The sequence below is a fragment of the Corynebacterium sputi DSM 45148 genome (genome assembly GCF_000427865.1).
Taxonomy (GTDB): Bacteria; Actinomycetota; Actinomycetes; order Mycobacteriales; family Mycobacteriaceae; genus Corynebacterium; species Corynebacterium sputi.
This window is the reverse complement of the sequence record NZ_ATYV01000001.1, coordinates 56389-71971: the sequence shown is the minus strand read 5'-3', so window position 1 is coordinate 71971 and position 15583 is coordinate 56389. Positions and strand designations below refer to the sequence as shown.

At 59.0% G+C, this 15583-nt stretch carries 18 protein-coding genes; 9 read left to right on the top strand and 9 right to left on the bottom strand.

Annotated features, from left to right (window positions below; all coding sequences use genetic code 11):
* Positions 1-68 precede the first annotated feature (68 nt).
* Together YWU_RS14240 and YWU_RS0100345 are read left to right on the top strand one after the other, a co-directional pair.
* Positions 69-677, top strand: coding sequence for a hypothetical protein (locus YWU_RS14240; RefSeq protein WP_027018906.1), 609 nt, complete (start codon positions 69-71; stop codon positions 675-677).
* Positions 678-825: 148 nt separating this feature from the next.
* Entirely contained in the window at positions 826-1023 is a 198-nt protein-coding gene (locus tag YWU_RS0100345; RefSeq protein WP_156892643.1) for a hypothetical protein, read from the top strand.
* A gap of 85 nt (positions 1024-1108) precedes the next feature.
* Here the strand turns inward: YWU_RS0100345 and YWU_RS0100340 are convergent, their stop codons facing one another.
* Together YWU_RS0100340 and YWU_RS0100335 are read right to left on the bottom strand one after the other, a co-directional pair.
* Positions 1109-1813, bottom strand: coding sequence for a hypothetical protein (locus tag YWU_RS0100340; RefSeq protein ID WP_027018904.1), 705 nt, complete (start codon positions 1811-1813; stop codon positions 1109-1111).
* Between the two features lie 43 nt (positions 1814-1856).
* Positions 1857-2921 (bottom strand): NAD(P)-binding domain-containing protein, encoded by a 1065-nt coding sequence (locus YWU_RS0100335; protein ID WP_027018903.1) that lies wholly within the window; start codon positions 2919-2921, stop codon positions 1857-1859.
* 227 nt (positions 2922-3148) lie between these two features.
* Here YWU_RS0100335 and YWU_RS0100330 point away from each other — a divergent pair, with 227 nt between their 5' ends.
* A complete protein-coding gene (locus tag YWU_RS0100330) occupies positions 3149-4114 on the top strand; it encodes an alpha/beta hydrolase (RefSeq protein WP_027018902.1) in 966 nt (321 codons plus the stop codon).
* A 2-nt stretch (positions 4115-4116) separates the two neighbouring features.
* Here YWU_RS0100330 and YWU_RS0100325 read toward each other — a convergent pair whose 3' ends face one another.
* The 4 genes from YWU_RS0100325 to YWU_RS0100310 form a co-directional block, all read right to left on the bottom strand.
* Positions 4117-4680, bottom strand: coding sequence for a dihydrofolate reductase family protein (locus tag YWU_RS0100325; protein ID WP_027018901.1), 564 nt, complete (start codon positions 4678-4680; stop codon positions 4117-4119).
* A gap of 2 nt (positions 4681-4682) precedes the next feature.
* The gene (locus tag YWU_RS0100320; RefSeq protein ID WP_027018900.1) at positions 4683-5120 is read right to left on the bottom strand and encodes a VOC family protein; all 438 of its coding nucleotides are present in this window, start codon (positions 5118-5120) and stop codon (positions 4683-4685) included.
* A gap of 69 nt (positions 5121-5189) precedes the next feature.
* Positions 5190-5942 carry an SDR family NAD(P)-dependent oxidoreductase gene (locus tag YWU_RS0100315; protein ID WP_027018899.1) on the bottom strand — a complete coding sequence of 251 codons (753 nt, stop codon included), beginning with the start codon at positions 5940-5942 and terminating at the stop codon, positions 5190-5192.
* A gap of 88 nt (positions 5943-6030) precedes the next feature.
* Positions 6031-6978, bottom strand: a complete 948-nt coding sequence (locus YWU_RS0100310; protein WP_027018898.1) for an alpha/beta fold hydrolase — start codon at positions 6976-6978, stop codon at positions 6031-6033.
* A gap of 117 nt (positions 6979-7095) precedes the next feature.
* On the opposite strand from YWU_RS0100310, the gene YWU_RS0100305 reads away from it, so the two are divergent.
* From YWU_RS0100305 to YWU_RS0100295, 3 genes are all read left to right on the top strand, one after another.
* Positions 7096-7977 (top strand): macrolide 2'-phosphotransferase, encoded by an 882-nt coding sequence (locus YWU_RS0100305; RefSeq protein ID WP_027018897.1) that lies wholly within the window; start codon positions 7096-7098, stop codon positions 7975-7977.
* A 116-nt stretch (positions 7978-8093) separates the two neighbouring features.
* Entirely contained in the window at positions 8094-8585 is a 492-nt protein-coding gene (locus YWU_RS0100300; protein WP_027018896.1) for a DUF3558 family protein, read from the top strand.
* A 104-nt stretch (positions 8586-8689) separates the two neighbouring features.
* Positions 8690-9112 carry a hypothetical protein gene (locus tag YWU_RS0100295; RefSeq protein ID WP_027018895.1) on the top strand — a complete coding sequence of 141 codons (423 nt, stop codon included), beginning with the start codon at positions 8690-8692 and terminating at the stop codon, positions 9110-9112.
* A gap of 72 nt (positions 9113-9184) precedes the next feature.
* Here YWU_RS0100295 and YWU_RS14235 read toward each other — a convergent pair whose 3' ends face one another.
* From YWU_RS14235 to ychF, 3 genes are read right to left on the bottom strand one after another with little or no spacing between them, the layout of a single operon-like run.
* On the bottom strand, positions 9185-9748 hold the full coding sequence (locus YWU_RS14235) for a DNA N-6-adenine-methyltransferase (protein ID WP_051259834.1): 564 nt from the start codon (positions 9746-9748) through the stop codon (positions 9185-9187).
* On the bottom strand, positions 9745-10896 hold the full coding sequence (locus YWU_RS0100285; RefSeq protein ID WP_027018894.1) for a hypothetical protein: 1152 nt from the start codon (positions 10894-10896) through the stop codon (positions 9745-9747). Before YWU_RS0100285 ends, YWU_RS14235 begins: the two co-directional genes overlap by 4 nt.
* Positions 10893-12002: a redox-regulated ATPase YchF gene (gene ychF / locus YWU_RS0100280; protein WP_027018893.1), complete on the bottom strand. Its 1110-nt coding sequence runs from the start codon at positions 12000-12002 to the stop codon at positions 10893-10895. Before ychF ends, YWU_RS0100285 begins: the two co-directional genes overlap by 4 nt.
* Before the next feature lie 269 nt (positions 12003-12271).
* Here ychF and YWU_RS14230 point away from each other — a divergent pair, with 269 nt between their 5' ends.
* The 3 genes from YWU_RS14230 (at position 12272) to YWU_RS14225 (ending at position 15557) form a co-directional block, all read left to right on the top strand.
* The gene (locus tag YWU_RS14230; RefSeq protein ID WP_084141425.1) at positions 12272-13951 is read left to right on the top strand and encodes a sodium-dependent transporter; all 1680 of its coding nucleotides are present in this window, start codon (positions 12272-12274) and stop codon (positions 13949-13951) included.
* A gap of 1 nt (position 13952) precedes the next feature.
* Positions 13953-14120: a methionine/alanine import NSS transporter subunit MetS gene (gene metS, locus YWU_RS0100270; protein ID WP_027018892.1), complete on the top strand. Its 168-nt coding sequence runs from the start codon at positions 13953-13955 to the stop codon at positions 14118-14120.
* Between the two features lie 399 nt (positions 14121-14519).
* On the top strand, positions 14520-15557 hold the full coding sequence (locus YWU_RS14225) for an AI-2E family transporter (protein WP_084141423.1): 1038 nt from the start codon (positions 14520-14522) through the stop codon (positions 15555-15557).
* The last annotated feature ends 26 nt before the right edge of the window (positions 15558-15583 follow it).

Genomic DNA, 15583 nt, shown 5'->3' with positions numbered 1-15583 from the left:
CCGCGGCACATTCAGTACGGACAGAAAAGGGCTTGAGCCTGCGCTGAGGCACTCAGTATCGTTGGAGAATGAACATCTTCCGTGGTGTCTTCTCGCTCGTAGCCGTTGCGTTGCTGGTCGCCGGCTGCAGCACGCAGGGCACCGAGGAAGTTGAGGCCACCGAGACGTCGGTGAGTCCTTCCATGGAAACCACCGGGCCAAGTCCGACACTCTCCAGCGAATCCACCCCCTCTGAACAACCAAGCGCGCAGGGCTACTCCATCCCCTCTGACGCCACGGAAATCACAACTATCAAGAACCCGCGGTACGGAGACACGGTCGCCGTCTTCAAGATGCCCTCTGACAACATCGGCTGCTGGATCTCACAAACCGAACTGAACTGCCGCATCTCCAGTTATTCGCATGACCGGCCGATGGGTGGCAGCTCCACTGGCGCTAATAACCAGGTCAACATCACCGGCGACTCCGCCACGATTGGCATGGCTGGCGATGTCCCCGCTTACATGCCGAGAGCCTTCGGCTCCGACGACACCATCGAAGCCCAGGTCGTCCCCTATGGTTCCTCCGTCTACTACGGACCATTCGCATGCCGCTCCGAGCAAAGCGGACTGACCTGTTGGAACAGCGAGACTGGTGTCGGCGCGACGATGAACCGGGCGGGTACGGAGTTTTTCTAGGACCAACGTCAACTCGGTGTCTCCCATCGGCGATTACCTAGGCGTACCCTCGCGGGAACACCGTCCGTGAAGGCTCGGTACTCCGAGACCTTGAATGGGCGGACGGCGCGAGAGTCGCGCTCGATAGAAACACAGGAAGGAGTACACGGTGACCAGCAAGGATCAGATCAACAAGGGGCCCGCCGAGGATCAGAATGAGACCGACGCGGACAAGAACTCGACGAAGCCTGGCGAAGACAAGAACAATCCGGGCACCGAGCCCGGCGGCCCTGAGTCAGACGACGAAAAAGCCGACGAGTGGGGCGAAGAGTCGTTCCCAGGTAGTGACGCCCCCGCGAACTACTAGATCAGAGCTTGGAGGCGATCACCCGGGATACAACCTGGGAGTCGCCTTCTAAGCGCTCCACCGCTGCGTCAGCGATCCTTACCGCTTATCCTTCGGCTACTTCGAGGACCGCGCGAGCGCAAAATGCCGGACGGCCGGGAGGCCAATGCCCATCCCCTAGGCCCCGAATATTCCGGTTACCAGCACGCACCCACAGTGGTCCGACTATGTCTGGGTGTACCAGGTCGCCGACGCGTTTCATCTCGCAGACTGACTGGACCGTCACTCCGGCCATTTCAGCAGCCCTCTGCAGGCTTTCGACGTGGATATCTTCAGCGTCGGCCCCGAGGTAAACGAATTCAGCGAGCCACGTCCCGGCTTCGATCGTCGATGATTCCTGCACGGATTCGAAAGACCGGTCGGGCGGAGAAATGTCCTCAGCCGCAAGGCCAGTGTTGTCCATTCTCTGCAGTCGAGTTGGCGTGACCATCGCTGGGAAGCGAGTGGGTCCATCGACATCTTCCAGGAAAAACTTCTCGATCTTCGGATGGTCGAGAACATCTTCGATTGAGATCCTTACGACTGTCCGAACTCGAAAGGCTTCCATCTCAAGCGGATTCCCAAGTTCAGAGCGGTAAGCCGATTCTGCGAGAAGCGACCAGTAGATGTAACCGGGATGGTCTTCAGGCTCGGCATCTGCATCGGTGAATAACACCGTCGCCCATTCCAGCGGAATTGATGCGACTCTGCGCCGGTACAGATCAAGGGCTTCGTCGAGCCGGTTTGGAGGCGCAACAAAGTCGGTGGTCACTAAATACACGGGGTTTTCTTCGGATACCGACACAAAGCCTTTTCTACGCGGAACTACCGGTCGCAGCCAAGTAGTCCCTCACTGCCACCGCCGCGGCCCGCCCGGCGCGATTGCCACCGATGGTGCTGGCAGAGGGCCCATAACCTACCAACTGAATTCGTGGGTCACGTGCGCTGGTTACTGAGGTTTGAACGTCCCCTTTGCCAGGAATCAAAGCGATCCCACCTTCCGAGGTCCGCAGATGCAGCGGCGCCAGGTGATCAATGTCGTGACGGAAGCCGGTAGCCCAGAGGATCACGTCCGCCTCCGCAAAGGAACCATCGGACCACCGCACGCCGTCCGGTTCGATGTGCTCGAACATTGGCTGCCATCTTTCGTAGATGCCGGTCGCGGCAGCTTCCATTTCTTGTTCCCTCAGCACCGCTATGTTTCGTCCCTTCGCGGCGTGAGGAGGCTTTCCAGCTACGACATGTTCTTGAACTCGTCGGACTAAGTCTCGCAGCGTATCGTCTTCTCCGGTCCACCTCGGTTCGTGACGACTCACCCACGTGACATCCGAAATCGGTGCCAGTTCACCAATGAACTGAATCGCTGACGGGCCAGCACCGACGACAATGACCCGTTTACCAGCGAACTCCTGTCTGCCCACATACCCCTGTGTATGCAGTTGCTTCCCGACGAACAGTTCCTGACCTGGATACCGAGGGATGAACGGCCGCCGCCACGTCCCAGTGGCATTGACCAGCGTGCGAGTCCGCAATTCCCTGTCGCCTGCCCGTACCAGCAACGCTCCATCGTCATCTGACACCGAGGTGACCCGGGCCGGCCTCATGACGGGCAAGTCGTGTTCGTTCTCGTACTTCTGGAACCACTCTGGGACTGCGGTGTTTGCACGCAGGTCTGACCCGGTGGGCGCGGTTCCGTCGGGAAGGTCGGCTACGCCATGTACGTCATTCATCGTCAAGGAGTTCCAGCGGTGCTGCCATGCGCCACCGGGAAAGTCCTCCCCGTCGAGAAGCACGTGGTTGATCCCGAACCGCTTGAGGTGGAACGAACTGGACAGCCCGGCCTGCCCGGCGCCGATCACCAAAGAGTCGTACGTTGACATATCAACCACAACGAAAAGGCAGCGTCGATTCTTCCGTGCCTGCTATGGGAAATCGTTAAAGCCCGTGGGCGGAGACCAGAACGCGGCGAACAGAGCGTCGCACCAGCCCCCTCGTTAGCAGCCGTAAACCTGAACACCCCCTTTCCATCTGAACATTGCATCCATAGGGAAAGTAGTTAGTCTCAGATCTCTACGAGATCGCTGATTACTCCCTGAAAGTTGTTTCCGTGAAAAGGTTCCTCTCCGCCACACTTGCTGCGGCTGCAGTTGCACTAGTCTCCGTAGTCGCAGTTCCCACTGCCACCGCAAACCCCACTGGCTGCACCGCTCACCGAGGCACCGCCGTGAAATGCGAGGTGTGGTCCGATGCAATGGACAAGCCGATTCCAACGGTTATTCGGCCGTCACTGACTGACAACAACAGCCGGGTGGTCCAGTTCTTCAGTGGAATTGACGGCGGCGATGGCTGGAGCACCCGATCTGACCAGGATGGGAAATCCGTTCTGGAGCATCTTGAGGACGAAGATGCCACCCTCATCTTCCCCACCTCCGACGCTCGATCCTTCTTCGTTGACTGGGACAGCCCGGCGCCACCGAACGACACGAAGATGAAGTACGAGACCTTCATCACCGAGGAGCTCCCTACCTACCTCGAAGCGAACTTCGATGTCCCCGCCGGAGGCAAGGGCAATACTGGGCTAGTCGGGATCAGCATGACGGGGTACTCGGTAGTCAATCTCGCTGCCAAGCACCCTGATCTGTACAAGTCAGTGCTGGCGATGAGTGGCTTCTATAACACCCAAGGTCCCATCGGCCGGGCTGCAACGGATCTCAGCGTAAACACCCACGGCGAGACAAACTCCGGTGTTCCGTGGGATTCAGAGGCATCCCGAGCCGAGGACAATCCGTGGCGGAACATCGACAACCTGACAATGCCCGTTCACATGGCCACTGCTACTGGCATTCCTCATGAGACTGATCTCCAGGATTACGAAACACAGACTTTGGTCGAGGGAGGCTTCCTCGAGGCCGGAACATTAGTCGAAACGGCAGCATGGGATGTGCTGTCTCGCCTCAACGGAAAGTCGAACGTCCACATCACGTACATCCCAACCGGCATCCACGCTTGGAATACCTGGATCCGGGCAGCGTTCACCGAGCAGAAACTGTACTGGCAGTTCAACCAGTTCTGAGCCTACGTGGCCCAGTAATGCATCAGCACGATCCCGTTGTCGAAAGTTCTTTGTCCGGCGAATTCCAGGTCGAGGTCTGCTCCCGGCGGCATGGCACGAAGGCCACCTCCGACGATCTTCGGGTAGATCAAGAATCGGAAGTCTCGGACCATTCCGGCCTTGATTGCCTCGGCTGCGGTGGTCGGTCCAAAGATCTCTACTTCGCCAGTGGCCTCGTCGACGATCCGACGCAGGTCAGCAAGACTTAGCTCAGAGACGAGATCCGTGTTCGGTGAGGTCACGTCGGCTGCGGTCAACGTTGAGGACACCACAGTGTGGTGGAATCCCTGCCATAGTTCTGCAAACTGGCGTTCGTCCGGGCCCCAGGATTCATCGTCCGGTTCTTGTTCCCAGTACTTCATCAACAAGAACGTGTTCCGCCCGATGATCTCGGTGGATGCGCTGGCGAGCCGGTCGATGTGCCACCGGAACAGTTCCTGGCTCGGCGCGGCCCAGTCGAAGTCTCCATCTGCGTCTGCGATGTAGCCATCCAGGGACATCGCGACGGTGTAACTCAGTGATCCCATGATCAGCCCTTCGTCAGATCCTGCGCCAGCATGACGATGATCCCGCTTGGTCCGCGAACGTAGGAGAGTTTGTAGATGTCCCGATAGTTCGCCACTCCCCTGAGCGGGTGGCAACCGTGGCGTGCGGCGATGGCGAGAGATTCATCTATGTCGTCGACAGAAAAGGCGACTCGGTGCATGCCGATGTTATTCGGAACCGTCGGCAGCTGGGGCACGGCATCGGGATGGAGGTACTCCATAAGCTCCAAACGCCCTTCCCCGCCTGGCGTCTGAAGCATCGCAATCTTTGCGTGGTTTCCGTCCAATCCCACGGCCGTGTCGGCCCATTCCCCACTGACAGTGTCGCGCCCAATGACCTCGAGGCCGAGATCACTGAAGAACGAGATTGCCGCCTCGATGTCGTCGACGGCAATCCCGACGTTCTCAAAAATGATGGCCATATCTCCGCCTCCTTGTGGGACGTCGTATGGCCATCAAATATACCTGCGTTCTACAGGTCAGGGCTGTGCTTACACGGTGGTGTAGCCACCATCGATGAGGTGGTAGGAACCGGTGATGAAGGATGCATCGTCCGACAGCAGGAAGGACGCGAACTTTGCGACTTCTTCTGGCTTGCCTAGACGACCCAGCGGGTGCTTCGCGACAAGTCCCTTCCGTGCGTCATCGTCCATCGCCTTCAACAGCGGGGTGTCGATGTACGCCGGGCCGACCGCGTTGACTCGCAGGCCTTCAGGGCCGTATTCGGCGGCGGCGTTCTTCGTCAGACCAACCACGCCGTGCTTGGCTGCGGTGTACGCAGCGTTGCCCAGCACAGCGACCGATCCGTGGATTGACGCCATGTTGACGATTGCAGATTCGTCGGCGCCAGCCTCCAGCATGGCGGGTACCTGGTACCGCATGGCGTACAGGACGCCGTTGAGATTGAGGTCGATGACCTTGTCCCAGTTGTCGGTGTCGAGTTCGCCGACCCGCTTGTTCTCTCCGGCGATGCCGGCGTTGTTCACTGCGTAGTTGAGCTTGCCGTAGGTCTCTACCGCGAAGTCGACAAGTGCCTTATTGTCCTCCGGGGAGGAGGAATCCGCACGGAAAGCGGCGGCCGTGCCGCCTGCCTCCTCGATCTGCTTTACGACGTCTTCCGCCGCCTCCACATTGATATCCGCCACGACGACAGAGACTCCACGCGCGGCGAGGTCAACTGCACACGCGTGCCCAATTCCCGATCCTGCGCCGGTGACCACTGCGACCTTGTTGTCGAAAGTCATGATGTGAGTTCCTTCCAGACGAGAATACTTAAATATATATGAGGGTGCGATCAAACTCAGCGAACGCAACCGTTTCCCGTATAAACGGTCATTCTGGAGAGGACACCCGCTCGACAAAATCGATGATCTCGTCCTCCACCTGAGCCCGAGTGAGCGGCTCGTTATGGACTTCATAGCGCACCAACGGGAAGACATGGGCAGTGACGTCGTCATGGCCGGTGTCGCGGAGTCGATTGGCGACATGGAGCGCACCTTCACCGAAGTTGGCGACCGGGTCCTGCTCACCGGCCAGGATCAGCACGGGCAGCTCATCGGGCAAGGACGAGTAGAAATCGTCATCATTAGCCCGGTCGTACACGTCGACGAAGCCTTGCAAAAAGCGGGAGCTCATCGGAGCGCCGAAGTTATTGAAGGGATCTCGCCCATGATCCGCGACCACGTCTTCATCCAAAGCAACCCAGGCAGTGGGGCCGGCGTCGGGCCCGAAGCGGTCGGTGAAGCCGTCGAAAAGCTGGCCGATCAGGTGCATCGGGGCCGGCTCTTCGCGGGCGTCACCTGCCGCCAGTTCGGCCAGCTCCTGCCGATCGAGGGTCTTCTCGATCCCTTTCAATTGCGCCGCAATTCCGCCGAGAATAAGCCCGGAAAGTTCCACATTCGGACTCACCGCAACAACTCGGGCGATCATGGATCCCCAACTGTGACCGAAGACGACATACGGCACGTCAGGCAGTTCCGCGCGGGCCTTCGACATCATCGTGAGCTCGTCAGCGACCACCACATTCGCCGCGTCATCTCCCGAATCCGCCCACACCCCTGACTGCATTGCGGTGCGACCGTGACCGGAGTGGTCGTCGGCGACGACTGCGACGTTGGCGTCGAGAAGCGAAGAAATCAGGTGGATATAGCGGCGGGAGTGCTCTCCCAGTCCGTGAATGAGATGGACGATCGCCTGGGTTTCTCCGGTCGGCGTGTACAACCAGCCATTGATGGTGTCGCGGCCGTTAGCCGATTCGAACTCGAACTCCTGAAGCGCCATGAACTACTCCCCTGCCGGTGGATAACTGTGCCGTCAGTGTAATGGCGATCACACCTCATTCGCCGTGACTTCATCCGCATGTGTCATCATGAACCAGCACCGAAGGGAGGGACTTGCATGATCCGCCCAGAAATCGCAGAGCTGGCCGCGACCCACGGCCTGCAGATAAACCCCTCCGCCATCACGGTCGTTGAGGCTGGACTCGATTACCGAGCCGCGTTTGCGGTGGATGACGATGGCACGGACTGGGTGCTGCGCATTCCCCGGCGAGCTGACGTGTCAGACAAGATTCCTGACGAAGCGCGCATCCTCGACTTCGTCCGCTCGCGACTTTCTGCCGCGGTGCCTGAATGGAAGATCCACACTCGTGACCTCATCGCCTATCCCCTATTGCCCGGCACGCCAGGCTTGACCCTCAACGATGCCGGCGAGCCCGAATTCCACTTCGACCAGGAAAACCGACACTACGCACGGCAGCTCGGTCGGCTCATCTCGGAACTGCACAGCATGTCCCCGGATGAGGCCAAGGCCGCTGGAATTCCGACACAGTCCCCTGAGGACGTTCGCGAGGAGTGGCGGGCCCGATTGGAGCGGGTTAGTGCAGAGTTTTCGCTTAACGACGCCCTATCCCACACCTGGCACACCTGGATTCAGGACGACGAGCTATGGCCGGAATACACCGCTTTCACCCATGGTGAGCTCTATCCCGCGCACCTGCTCCTCAACGACAACTGCGACATCCTCTCGGTCCTCGACTGGACCACCGCGAAGGTCGGGGATCCTGCGGTGGACTTCATGTATCAGCGCATGATGTCGACTCCAGAGGCATTCGCCGAGACCCTGGGCGCCTATGCCGAGATCACCGGCCAGCGCCCCCGTCATTTGGAAGAGCGCTGCGACGCCCTCATTGCCGCAGGCCCCCTCACCTACGCCGACTACGCACTGACAACTGGCGACCCAATCGACGCGGACGCTGCGACAAAGCTATTGAACCCCTAAAACCCGGCAAGGTGTGGCAAAAATCATTTTGGCGACAATATGAATGGGGCATAACCTCTCCACGCAGGCCTTCCAGACTCCAGTCGGCGCTCGCCGCGTGCACGTTGATTGCCGCGTTGAGCGCCTGCACGAACGCCGACACCACTGAAACGACAGTCGAGTCCACCACGACCACGGATACCGAAGCGACCACCTCGGTCACCGAATCCACATCAGAAACCTCAACCACGGAATCTGCGCCGAACCCCGCGCTAGCCGACCCGTGCGAACTTCTCTCCGACGAGGAGTTGCGCTCGATCGGCGCCACCGACAACACACTCGGCGCAACGCGGGCAGATGACTTCAATGGAGTATTCCCCGGATGCACCTTCGGCGCATTCGCGAGCCTCTATACCGAGGTATCCGAGGGATGGATGGATGCAGCCGACGGCGAACCAGTCTCCGGGATCGGCGACGAAGCATTCTTCGCTCCGTCGTGGAGCCGGCTCACAGTGCGCTTCGGCGAAGACCGGCTCATGTTCCAGCTCGGTGTTGGCGGAAAGATGGAAGTCGAGGACGAGTTAAGCACCCTAGAGGACATGGCCGAACTCGTCCGGACGAAACTCTAAGGGCTGCTGGGGTCACCGTGCCTCATCGAAGCACAGTGGCAATCGGAACCAGCAGTAGAGCTCAGTCTCGATGACGGTTCAGCAGATCAGAGGGAACTGTGTCGGTGACCGTGGAGCCCGATCGTTTCGGGTTCTACATCAACATCGAGACAGAATCCGAAGGACTCCGCGGTCTGTGCAGTCACGAGCAGTTTAATCAGTGCTCAGGAAATCACGAGTACTTCACGGTGCATACCTCAGACACCGTCGAAGAGACCACTGAGCGCGTTCTGCAGCAGTCTCGGAAGTGGGGCTCGACGCATGACGCGTTCGAATGCGTCGAGTTCGACGCCGGTGACACCGATGACGAGGGAGTGAACGAGCAATTCCAGGGCGAGCTTGAGATGGCACAGGCCGAAGCAGCCGAGCTGGCAATCGCTCGGCGACTGATCGTCGAGACCGCCGTCGAGACCGTCACGTATCCCGGCCACCTCCAGGCATGGATCGAGGCTGACCGCATCGCCCGCGGTGAGGACCAGGACGACTAGACCCACCTAAGATTGACCCCGAGCACCTAGTGCTCGGGGTTTTGTCATGCCCTGCGCCCGATTGGGTACGAGCTAGAAGAGCTCGACCAAAGTAGGGGGCAGCACAACTCCTGTCATAGGAACAACAGCACCGTGATGTCGGAAGTTCTCAGCGAAGGACTCAAGGTGCCGCCCATAGTAAATAATGGCGCACGACATCGGAGCACCTTTCGGATCTTCCCGTCCATCGATATAAAACTTCACACGAGGCTCGTACAGAAAGCACACCGCTGCGGCCAACGGGAAAACATGGTTTTTCCAGTGTCGCGTGTTAGTCGCTACAGGAACAAGCGCTATAACTTCAGACCCATTACGAACCGACTCAGCGATTTTCGCGAACCAGTGCGCGATTCGCGTCTTGCGAACTGGGTCCGAACCATAGGGCGGGTTCACAAATATGCGCTCGAAGTCCCATGACTCAGCCAATCCATCATTCTCAGGAAGCTTGTACTCCACCGAGGCATTGACTAACGAATGCTCGTTTGAGCAGGGGTCTAAGTCAATCTTACCACCGAACACAGAGCGTACTGAATCCAAAATCCCTGGAGGAGTGCACCAGTGCTTCGTGTCGGAAACAGACTTGCGTCCCGCAGTCATGGTTTAGCTCCTCGATAGATTTCAGCCAATTTCCTCAAGTCAAGACGGAGCTCGTCAATCTTCGCTCCGGATGCTTCCTGCTCTTTTGTCGGCGCAGGCGTAATGACATTAAACCACTTCTCCCACGGCTTTGTTCTCTCGAAGTAGTCCGTGAGCTCCTTGTCTGCCTCGAAGTCAATCATTATCTTCGTGAAGGTAGTTGACCCAGTGCGCCCCTGCGCATGAGTGGCATCGAAGGCTGCTCTAGTGGCCTTGAAGCGGGGATCTTTGCCCTGCAGCACCGTCTCAATGAACTCCGACAAAGCTGCGTCAGTCAAGAACAGGAGCCAGTCGTAGGATTGTGCGAGCACCTTGATTTCCTTGGACTGATTTCCCGACGAGAACCAGTTTCCATGATTACTGACGACCCCCACCGTGAGTACGATGTTATCGAGGTCTTCTCTCGACTTGCGCGTGATGGCCCCTTGCAGGAAGTCGTAGTAGTTCTCATGGGTCTGGAGATCCCCGTCGGCATTCTCTACGATGGCAGCAACTGTCCCATCTCTGCGAGGGACTCGCTGCAGGCCTGACACTGATCGCGCGACGTACGCTCCTTGCTTAGCCTTCTCGATCGCCTGCGGACCACGAGCTTGCCCTTCTTCAACGCCTACCCGCTTACATTCGAACATCGCGTACGGTGTCTTAGAAAGCTCGTTCACGGCGTATTGGGCGCCCGAAGGGAGAGTGATCGCAGTGAAAAACGACCGATCACTTTCACCGATCGTGAAACCGTGCCGAACAACTCCCTTGGCGTTAATCAGAGAGTTTCCCTTCTTCGGCTCACCTGCATGAATGTGCGGAAGGTCCTTTTTAATCCAGTTAGTAGTCATCGACTTGCTAACCGGTTTAGGAATGTCCGAAACTGCCACCCTCCTGGATCCGTGAAGAGTGAATTCCACGTTGTGAGTCACGGCCGGGCTACCGTACTCAGGAAGGCGTCTCTCGATAGCAATACCGTCTTCGAGTTCCCACTGCCGGATCATGTAGAACGTGATGATCTCCACGACGGTACCCAGCGCTCGACCTGCCGCCTTCTTCGGCGAACCTCTTTTCTTAAAGGCTCCGTTAGCCAGAGCAGACTGCAGCGCATCGACTGACTGATAGCTCACTTGGCACCCTTTCCGCCAGACGTTACTGCGAACCGGAACTCCACGACATCGCCATCAACCATGACGTAGTCTTTGCCTTCCTGGCGGACCTTGCCAGCGGACTTAGCTTCGGCCATGGAGCCGGCGGACTCGAGGTCATCGAAGCTGACAATCTCGGCCTTAATGAAGCCACGCTCGAAGTCGGTGTGGATGACGCCGGCCGCCTGCGGAGCGGTGTAGCCCTTGCGAATGGTCCAGGCGCGAGACTCCTTCGGACCTGCAGTGAGGTAGGTCTGCAGACCGAGGGTCTCGAATCCAGCCTTGGCCAGGGTGATCAGACCAGGCTCATCCTGACCGACGGAGGCGAGCAGTTCAGCGGCCTCTTCGTCGTCAAGCTCCAGAAGCTCTGCCTCGGTGGCGGCGTCAAGGAAGACGCAGTCAGCCGGAGCGACGAGGTCGCGGAGGGACTGCTTGCGGGAGTCGTCGGTAAGCACTGCTTCATCGGAGTTGAAGACGTACAGGAACGGCTTCGCGGACATCAGGTGCAGTTCACGGACCGATGCGAGGTCGATCTCGCCGTTGACGGACGCAGAGAAAAGGGTGCGGCCATCCTCGATGATGGCCAGTGCCTTCTTGGCAGCCTCAGCGGCGTCGGCCTTATCGCGGTCCTTCTTGCCTTCCTTCTCCAGGCGCGGCAGTGCCTTCTCGATGGTCTGAAGGTCTGCGAGAATCAGCTCGGTTTCAATCACGGAGATGTCGTGCTCTGGGTCGACCTTGCCGTCGACGTGGATGACGTCGTCGTCAGTAAATGCACGCACAACCTGGCAGATCGCGTCTGCTTCACGGATGTTGGAGAGGAACGCATTGCCCATGCCCTCCCCTTCAGAGGCGCCCTTCACGATGCCCGCGATGTCCACGAAAGACACCGTCGCAGGCAGGATGCGCTCGGAACCAAAGATCTCGGCGAGCTTGCCAAGACGCGGATCCGGCAGCTCCACCACGCCGACGTTCGGCTCGATGGTCGCGAACGGGTAGTTGGCCGCCAACACGTCATTGCGGGTCAGGGCATTGAACAGGGTTGACTTGCCGACATTGGGCAGACCGACGATTCCAAGAGTAAGGCTCACGCGGACATCCTACGACGTGAAGCCCGCGGAATGGGAGTTGGGCGTCAGTAAGCAAAACCGGGGGTTCAGCTGGGTAAGAGTTTACTGATAAAGTGCCGTTCACACTTTGAGAACATCTCTCACGTAAAAATGAACGAAATACACCAAAAGACTTGATCAGCAGACTCTCACCGGAGCCTGCACATTGTGCACCAACAGACTCCCCACCACCCCCCGGGGCCAGCGACATTGATGCGCCGCACACTCCACCCACGAACGGAACATCTCCCGTGTCCTCATCTAAGAGCACCGTGAAGCAGGAGCCGACACGCGCCGTATTCTCGACGCGTACCGCGTTCCTCATGGCCGCGATCGGCTCTGCCGTCGGCCTCGGCAACATTTGGCGTTTCCCGTACGTCGCTTACGAAAGCGGCGGCGGCGCCTTCCTTATCCCTTACCTCGTGGCGCTGCTGACCGCAGGTATCCCGTTGCTGTTCCTCGACTACGCGATGGGACACCGTTTCAGGGGATCACCGCCGAAAGCGTTCCGTCGTTTCTCCCGTAAGGCAGAGACCGTCGGCTGGATCCAGGTCGGTGTGGCGTTCTTCATCACGCTGTACTACTCGCTGATCCTCGGCTGGGCGCTGCTCTACGCGTTCAAGTCCTTCGGCAAGACCTGGGGCGATGACGCCAACGGGTACTTCTTCGAGTCCTTCCTTCAGATGGACGCTGACGCTACGGTCTCGTCCACCGTGATCTGGCCGATCGCCGGCGCCCTGCTGCTGGTCTGGATCCTTACGATCGGCATCCTGTACGCCGGTGTCGATAAGGGAATCGGTGGCGTCGCGAAACTGTTCGTGCCGCTGCTAATCGTCCTGTTCATGGTCGTTGTGGTCTTCTCGCTCACCCTGGACGGTGCCGTCGACGGCCTCAACGCGTTCTTCACTCCTGACTGGACCGCATTGGCTAACCCGGGTGTGTGGATCGCCGCCTACGGACAGATCTTCTTCTCCCTGTCCGTGGCCTTCGGTCTGATGGTCACCTACGCGTCTTACCTGCGTCCGCGCACCAACCTCACCGCCAGCGGCCTGACCGTCGGTTTCTCGAACTCCGCGTTCGAGGTTCTCGCCGGTGTCGGCGTCTTCGCGACGCTGGGCTTCATGGCCATGCAGGCAGGATCCGCGATCGACGAGGTCGCAACCTCCGGTATCGGCCTGGCATTCGTCGCCTTCCCGACGGTCATTTCTCAGATGGGCGGCCTCTTCGGTTCCATCTTCGGCTTCTTGTTCTTCGCTTCCCTCTTCCTGGCGGGACTGACTTCCTTGATGTCGCTGCTGGAGACTGTTGTCTCCTCGGTGCAGGACAAGCTGGATCTCAACCGCAAGACTGCGGTCCTTGGCGTCGGCATCCCGATGGCAGTTCTGGCAATGATCCTATTCCCGACCACTTCTGGCCTGGCCACCCTGGATGTCATGGACAAGTTCACCAACTCGCTGGGAATCGTTGGCGTCGCCCTGATTGCAGTCATCATCATCGCGTGGGTTAACCGCCGTACCGATGAGCTGTCGAAGCATCTCGACGCAGTGTCGTCATTCTCGACCCGTGGCTGGTGGAAGCTGTTCATCAACGTCATTACCCCGGTCGTACTGCTGGCAATACTTGTCCCGGAAGTCATCAACCTGGTCACCGAACCATACGAGGGCTACTCCCAGGTGCAGATCGGCATCTTTGGTTGGGGTGTCGTGGCATTGATCATCATCGCTGCGGTCATCTTCAGCACCCGCCCTTGGAAGGGTAACCAGTACCTTGCAGGCCCACCAGGCTCCAATTTCGGTGTCCCAGTTGGAAAGGGAAAGGTCACTCCGCACGCACCCCAGCAGGCAGTTCCGCTTCCCGAGAATGTCGTTGCATCTGACGCGCCGTTCCTTGAGAGCGTCCCGTCTGCAGACAACCCCACGAAGGAGTCCTGACATGACGCCTATCGCCATCACCATGATGATCCTCTTCATCGTGGTCATCTGGGGCGGCATGATCGCCTCGATGGTCCACCTCGTCCGGCACCCTGACGAGCGCTCCGGCGAACTCGCAAAGGAATCCGGCACCACCAACGGTGACCTCATCAAGCTAGAGCGACACTAAGTCGCAACCAGGGGCGTCTGAAACTCCCCTGGTTACACCCATTGAACGCCATAAGGTTTTCCCTGGGGAATAATTAGGGGCGTGAACTAAAATCGCCCTCCCAACAGAGGCGAGGTCCCGGAGGAGCGTCCCGGGGAATCGTCTAACTTCGAGACACCGGACGCCTTCGACGAGGCCGTCGGCGCTGGCCACCCGCCCGCGAAAGAGACGCTCTCTTCTGCAACTATCGACACCACGCCCGCCAGGATCGACCGGGCCGACGTACTGAGCTCCGGCATCAGACGGTTCGCGGCATGGTGCCTCCGCTTCCTGATCATCGTCGCTGCGCTGGCTGTCACTGGAGTTGCGGTCGCCTACCTATGGGGCGGTGTCCTTGCGGGTTTTGCTGGCACTCATCGTATGTACTGTGCTCTGGCCGCCAACGGCTTACATGCGCAGGCGCGGACTCCCTCCAGCTCTTGCTGCGATCGCCACCCTTTTGGTCACGGTGGCGGCGATGTCCTGATTGTCTTGTTGATCGCTCCGTCGATCCGCCATCAACTCCCGACGCTGGTTCATCAGTTCGCAGACGGCTTGCGCAGCCTCGAAGAACTGCTCGCGCAGCCCCCGTTCATCATTGACAACGACCAACTCTCCTCGTGGATCCACCAGGCCACCACATGGTTAGAGAGCCATTCCTCCCAGATCGACACGACGCTGTTCTCTGGTGTGACTACCGCAGGCTCCATTGCGGTGACACTCGGTATCACGCTTGTTCTGTCATTCTTCTTCATTAAAGACGGCGACAAGTTCTTGCCGTGGGTCCGGAAGCTCACCGGCCAGAGGCTCGGCTGGCACGCAACCGAACTGCTTACCCGGGCATGGAACACACTGTCCGGATTCATCCGGGCCCAGGCGATTGTGTCGACGATCGACGCGATCGCTATCGGACTCGGGCTGCGGTTGCTGGGAGTGCCGATGGCTTTTGTCCTGGCGATCATCACATTCTTTGCCGGATTCGTGCCGATCATCGGTGCCGTGACAGCAGGATTTATCGCGGTGCTCATCGCGTTGGTTTCCAACGGTTTGAGCAACGCCATCATGGTCCTGATCCTGATCTTGGTCATCCAGCAGCTCGAGGGCAATGTGCTCTCCCCGTACTTTCATTCCAAGGCCATGGAACTACACGCGGGCGTCGTGCTGCTGTCCGTCGCAATCGGCGGCGGGCTCTTCGGAATCATCGGGGCCTTCCTCGCAGTGCCGATCGCTGCGGTAACCGCCGTCATCTTCCGCTACTGCGGTGATCTTGCAGATCTGCGAACCGGCGACAAGACACCCGAGGACATCCAGTTCATCACCGAAGAGGGCACTCTAACCGCCAGTAGATACAGACAATTGGCGGTAGCGGACCTGGGTATGGATGCCGGGCTTTCCGATGATCAGGACAGACAGCGCTGAAATGCTGACACGGCCGTCAGCCGGCG

Excerpts from the sequence above, each read along its gene's own strand:
- YWU_RS14240 (WP_027018906.1), top strand. The coding sequence starts at position 69 with ATGAACATCTTCCGTGGTGTCTTCTCGCTCGTAGCCGTTGCGTTGCTG.
- YWU_RS0100335 (WP_027018903.1), bottom strand. The coding sequence starts at position 2,921 with ATGTCAACGTACGACTCTTTGGTGATCGGCGCCGGGCAGGCCGGGCTG.
- YWU_RS0100325 (WP_027018901.1), bottom strand. The coding sequence starts at position 4,680 with ATGGGATCACTGAGTTACACCGTCGCGATGTCCCTGGATGGCTACATC.
- YWU_RS0100320 (WP_027018900.1), bottom strand. The coding sequence starts at position 5,120 with ATGGCCATCATTTTTGAGAACGTCGGGATTGCCGTCGACGACATCGAG.
- YWU_RS0100315 (WP_027018899.1), bottom strand. The coding sequence starts at position 5,942 with ATGACTTTCGACAACAAGGTCGCAGTGGTCACCGGCGCAGGATCGGGA.
- YWU_RS0100310 (WP_027018898.1), bottom strand. The coding sequence starts at position 6,978 with ATGGCGCTTCAGGAGTTCGAGTTCGAATCGGCTAACGGCCGCGACACC.
- YWU_RS0100305 (WP_027018897.1), top strand. The coding sequence starts at position 7,096 with ATGATCCGCCCAGAAATCGCAGAGCTGGCCGCGACCCACGGCCTGCAG.
- YWU_RS14235 (WP_051259834.1), bottom strand. The coding sequence starts at position 9,748 with ATGACTGCGGGACGCAAGTCTGTTTCCGACACGAAGCACTGGTGCACT.
- metS (WP_027018892.1), top strand. The coding sequence starts at position 13,953 with ATGACGCCTATCGCCATCACCATGATGATCCTCTTCATCGTGGTCATC.
- YWU_RS14225 (WP_084141423.1), top strand. The coding sequence starts at position 14,520 with ATGTACTGTGCTCTGGCCGCCAACGGCTTACATGCGCAGGCGCGGACT.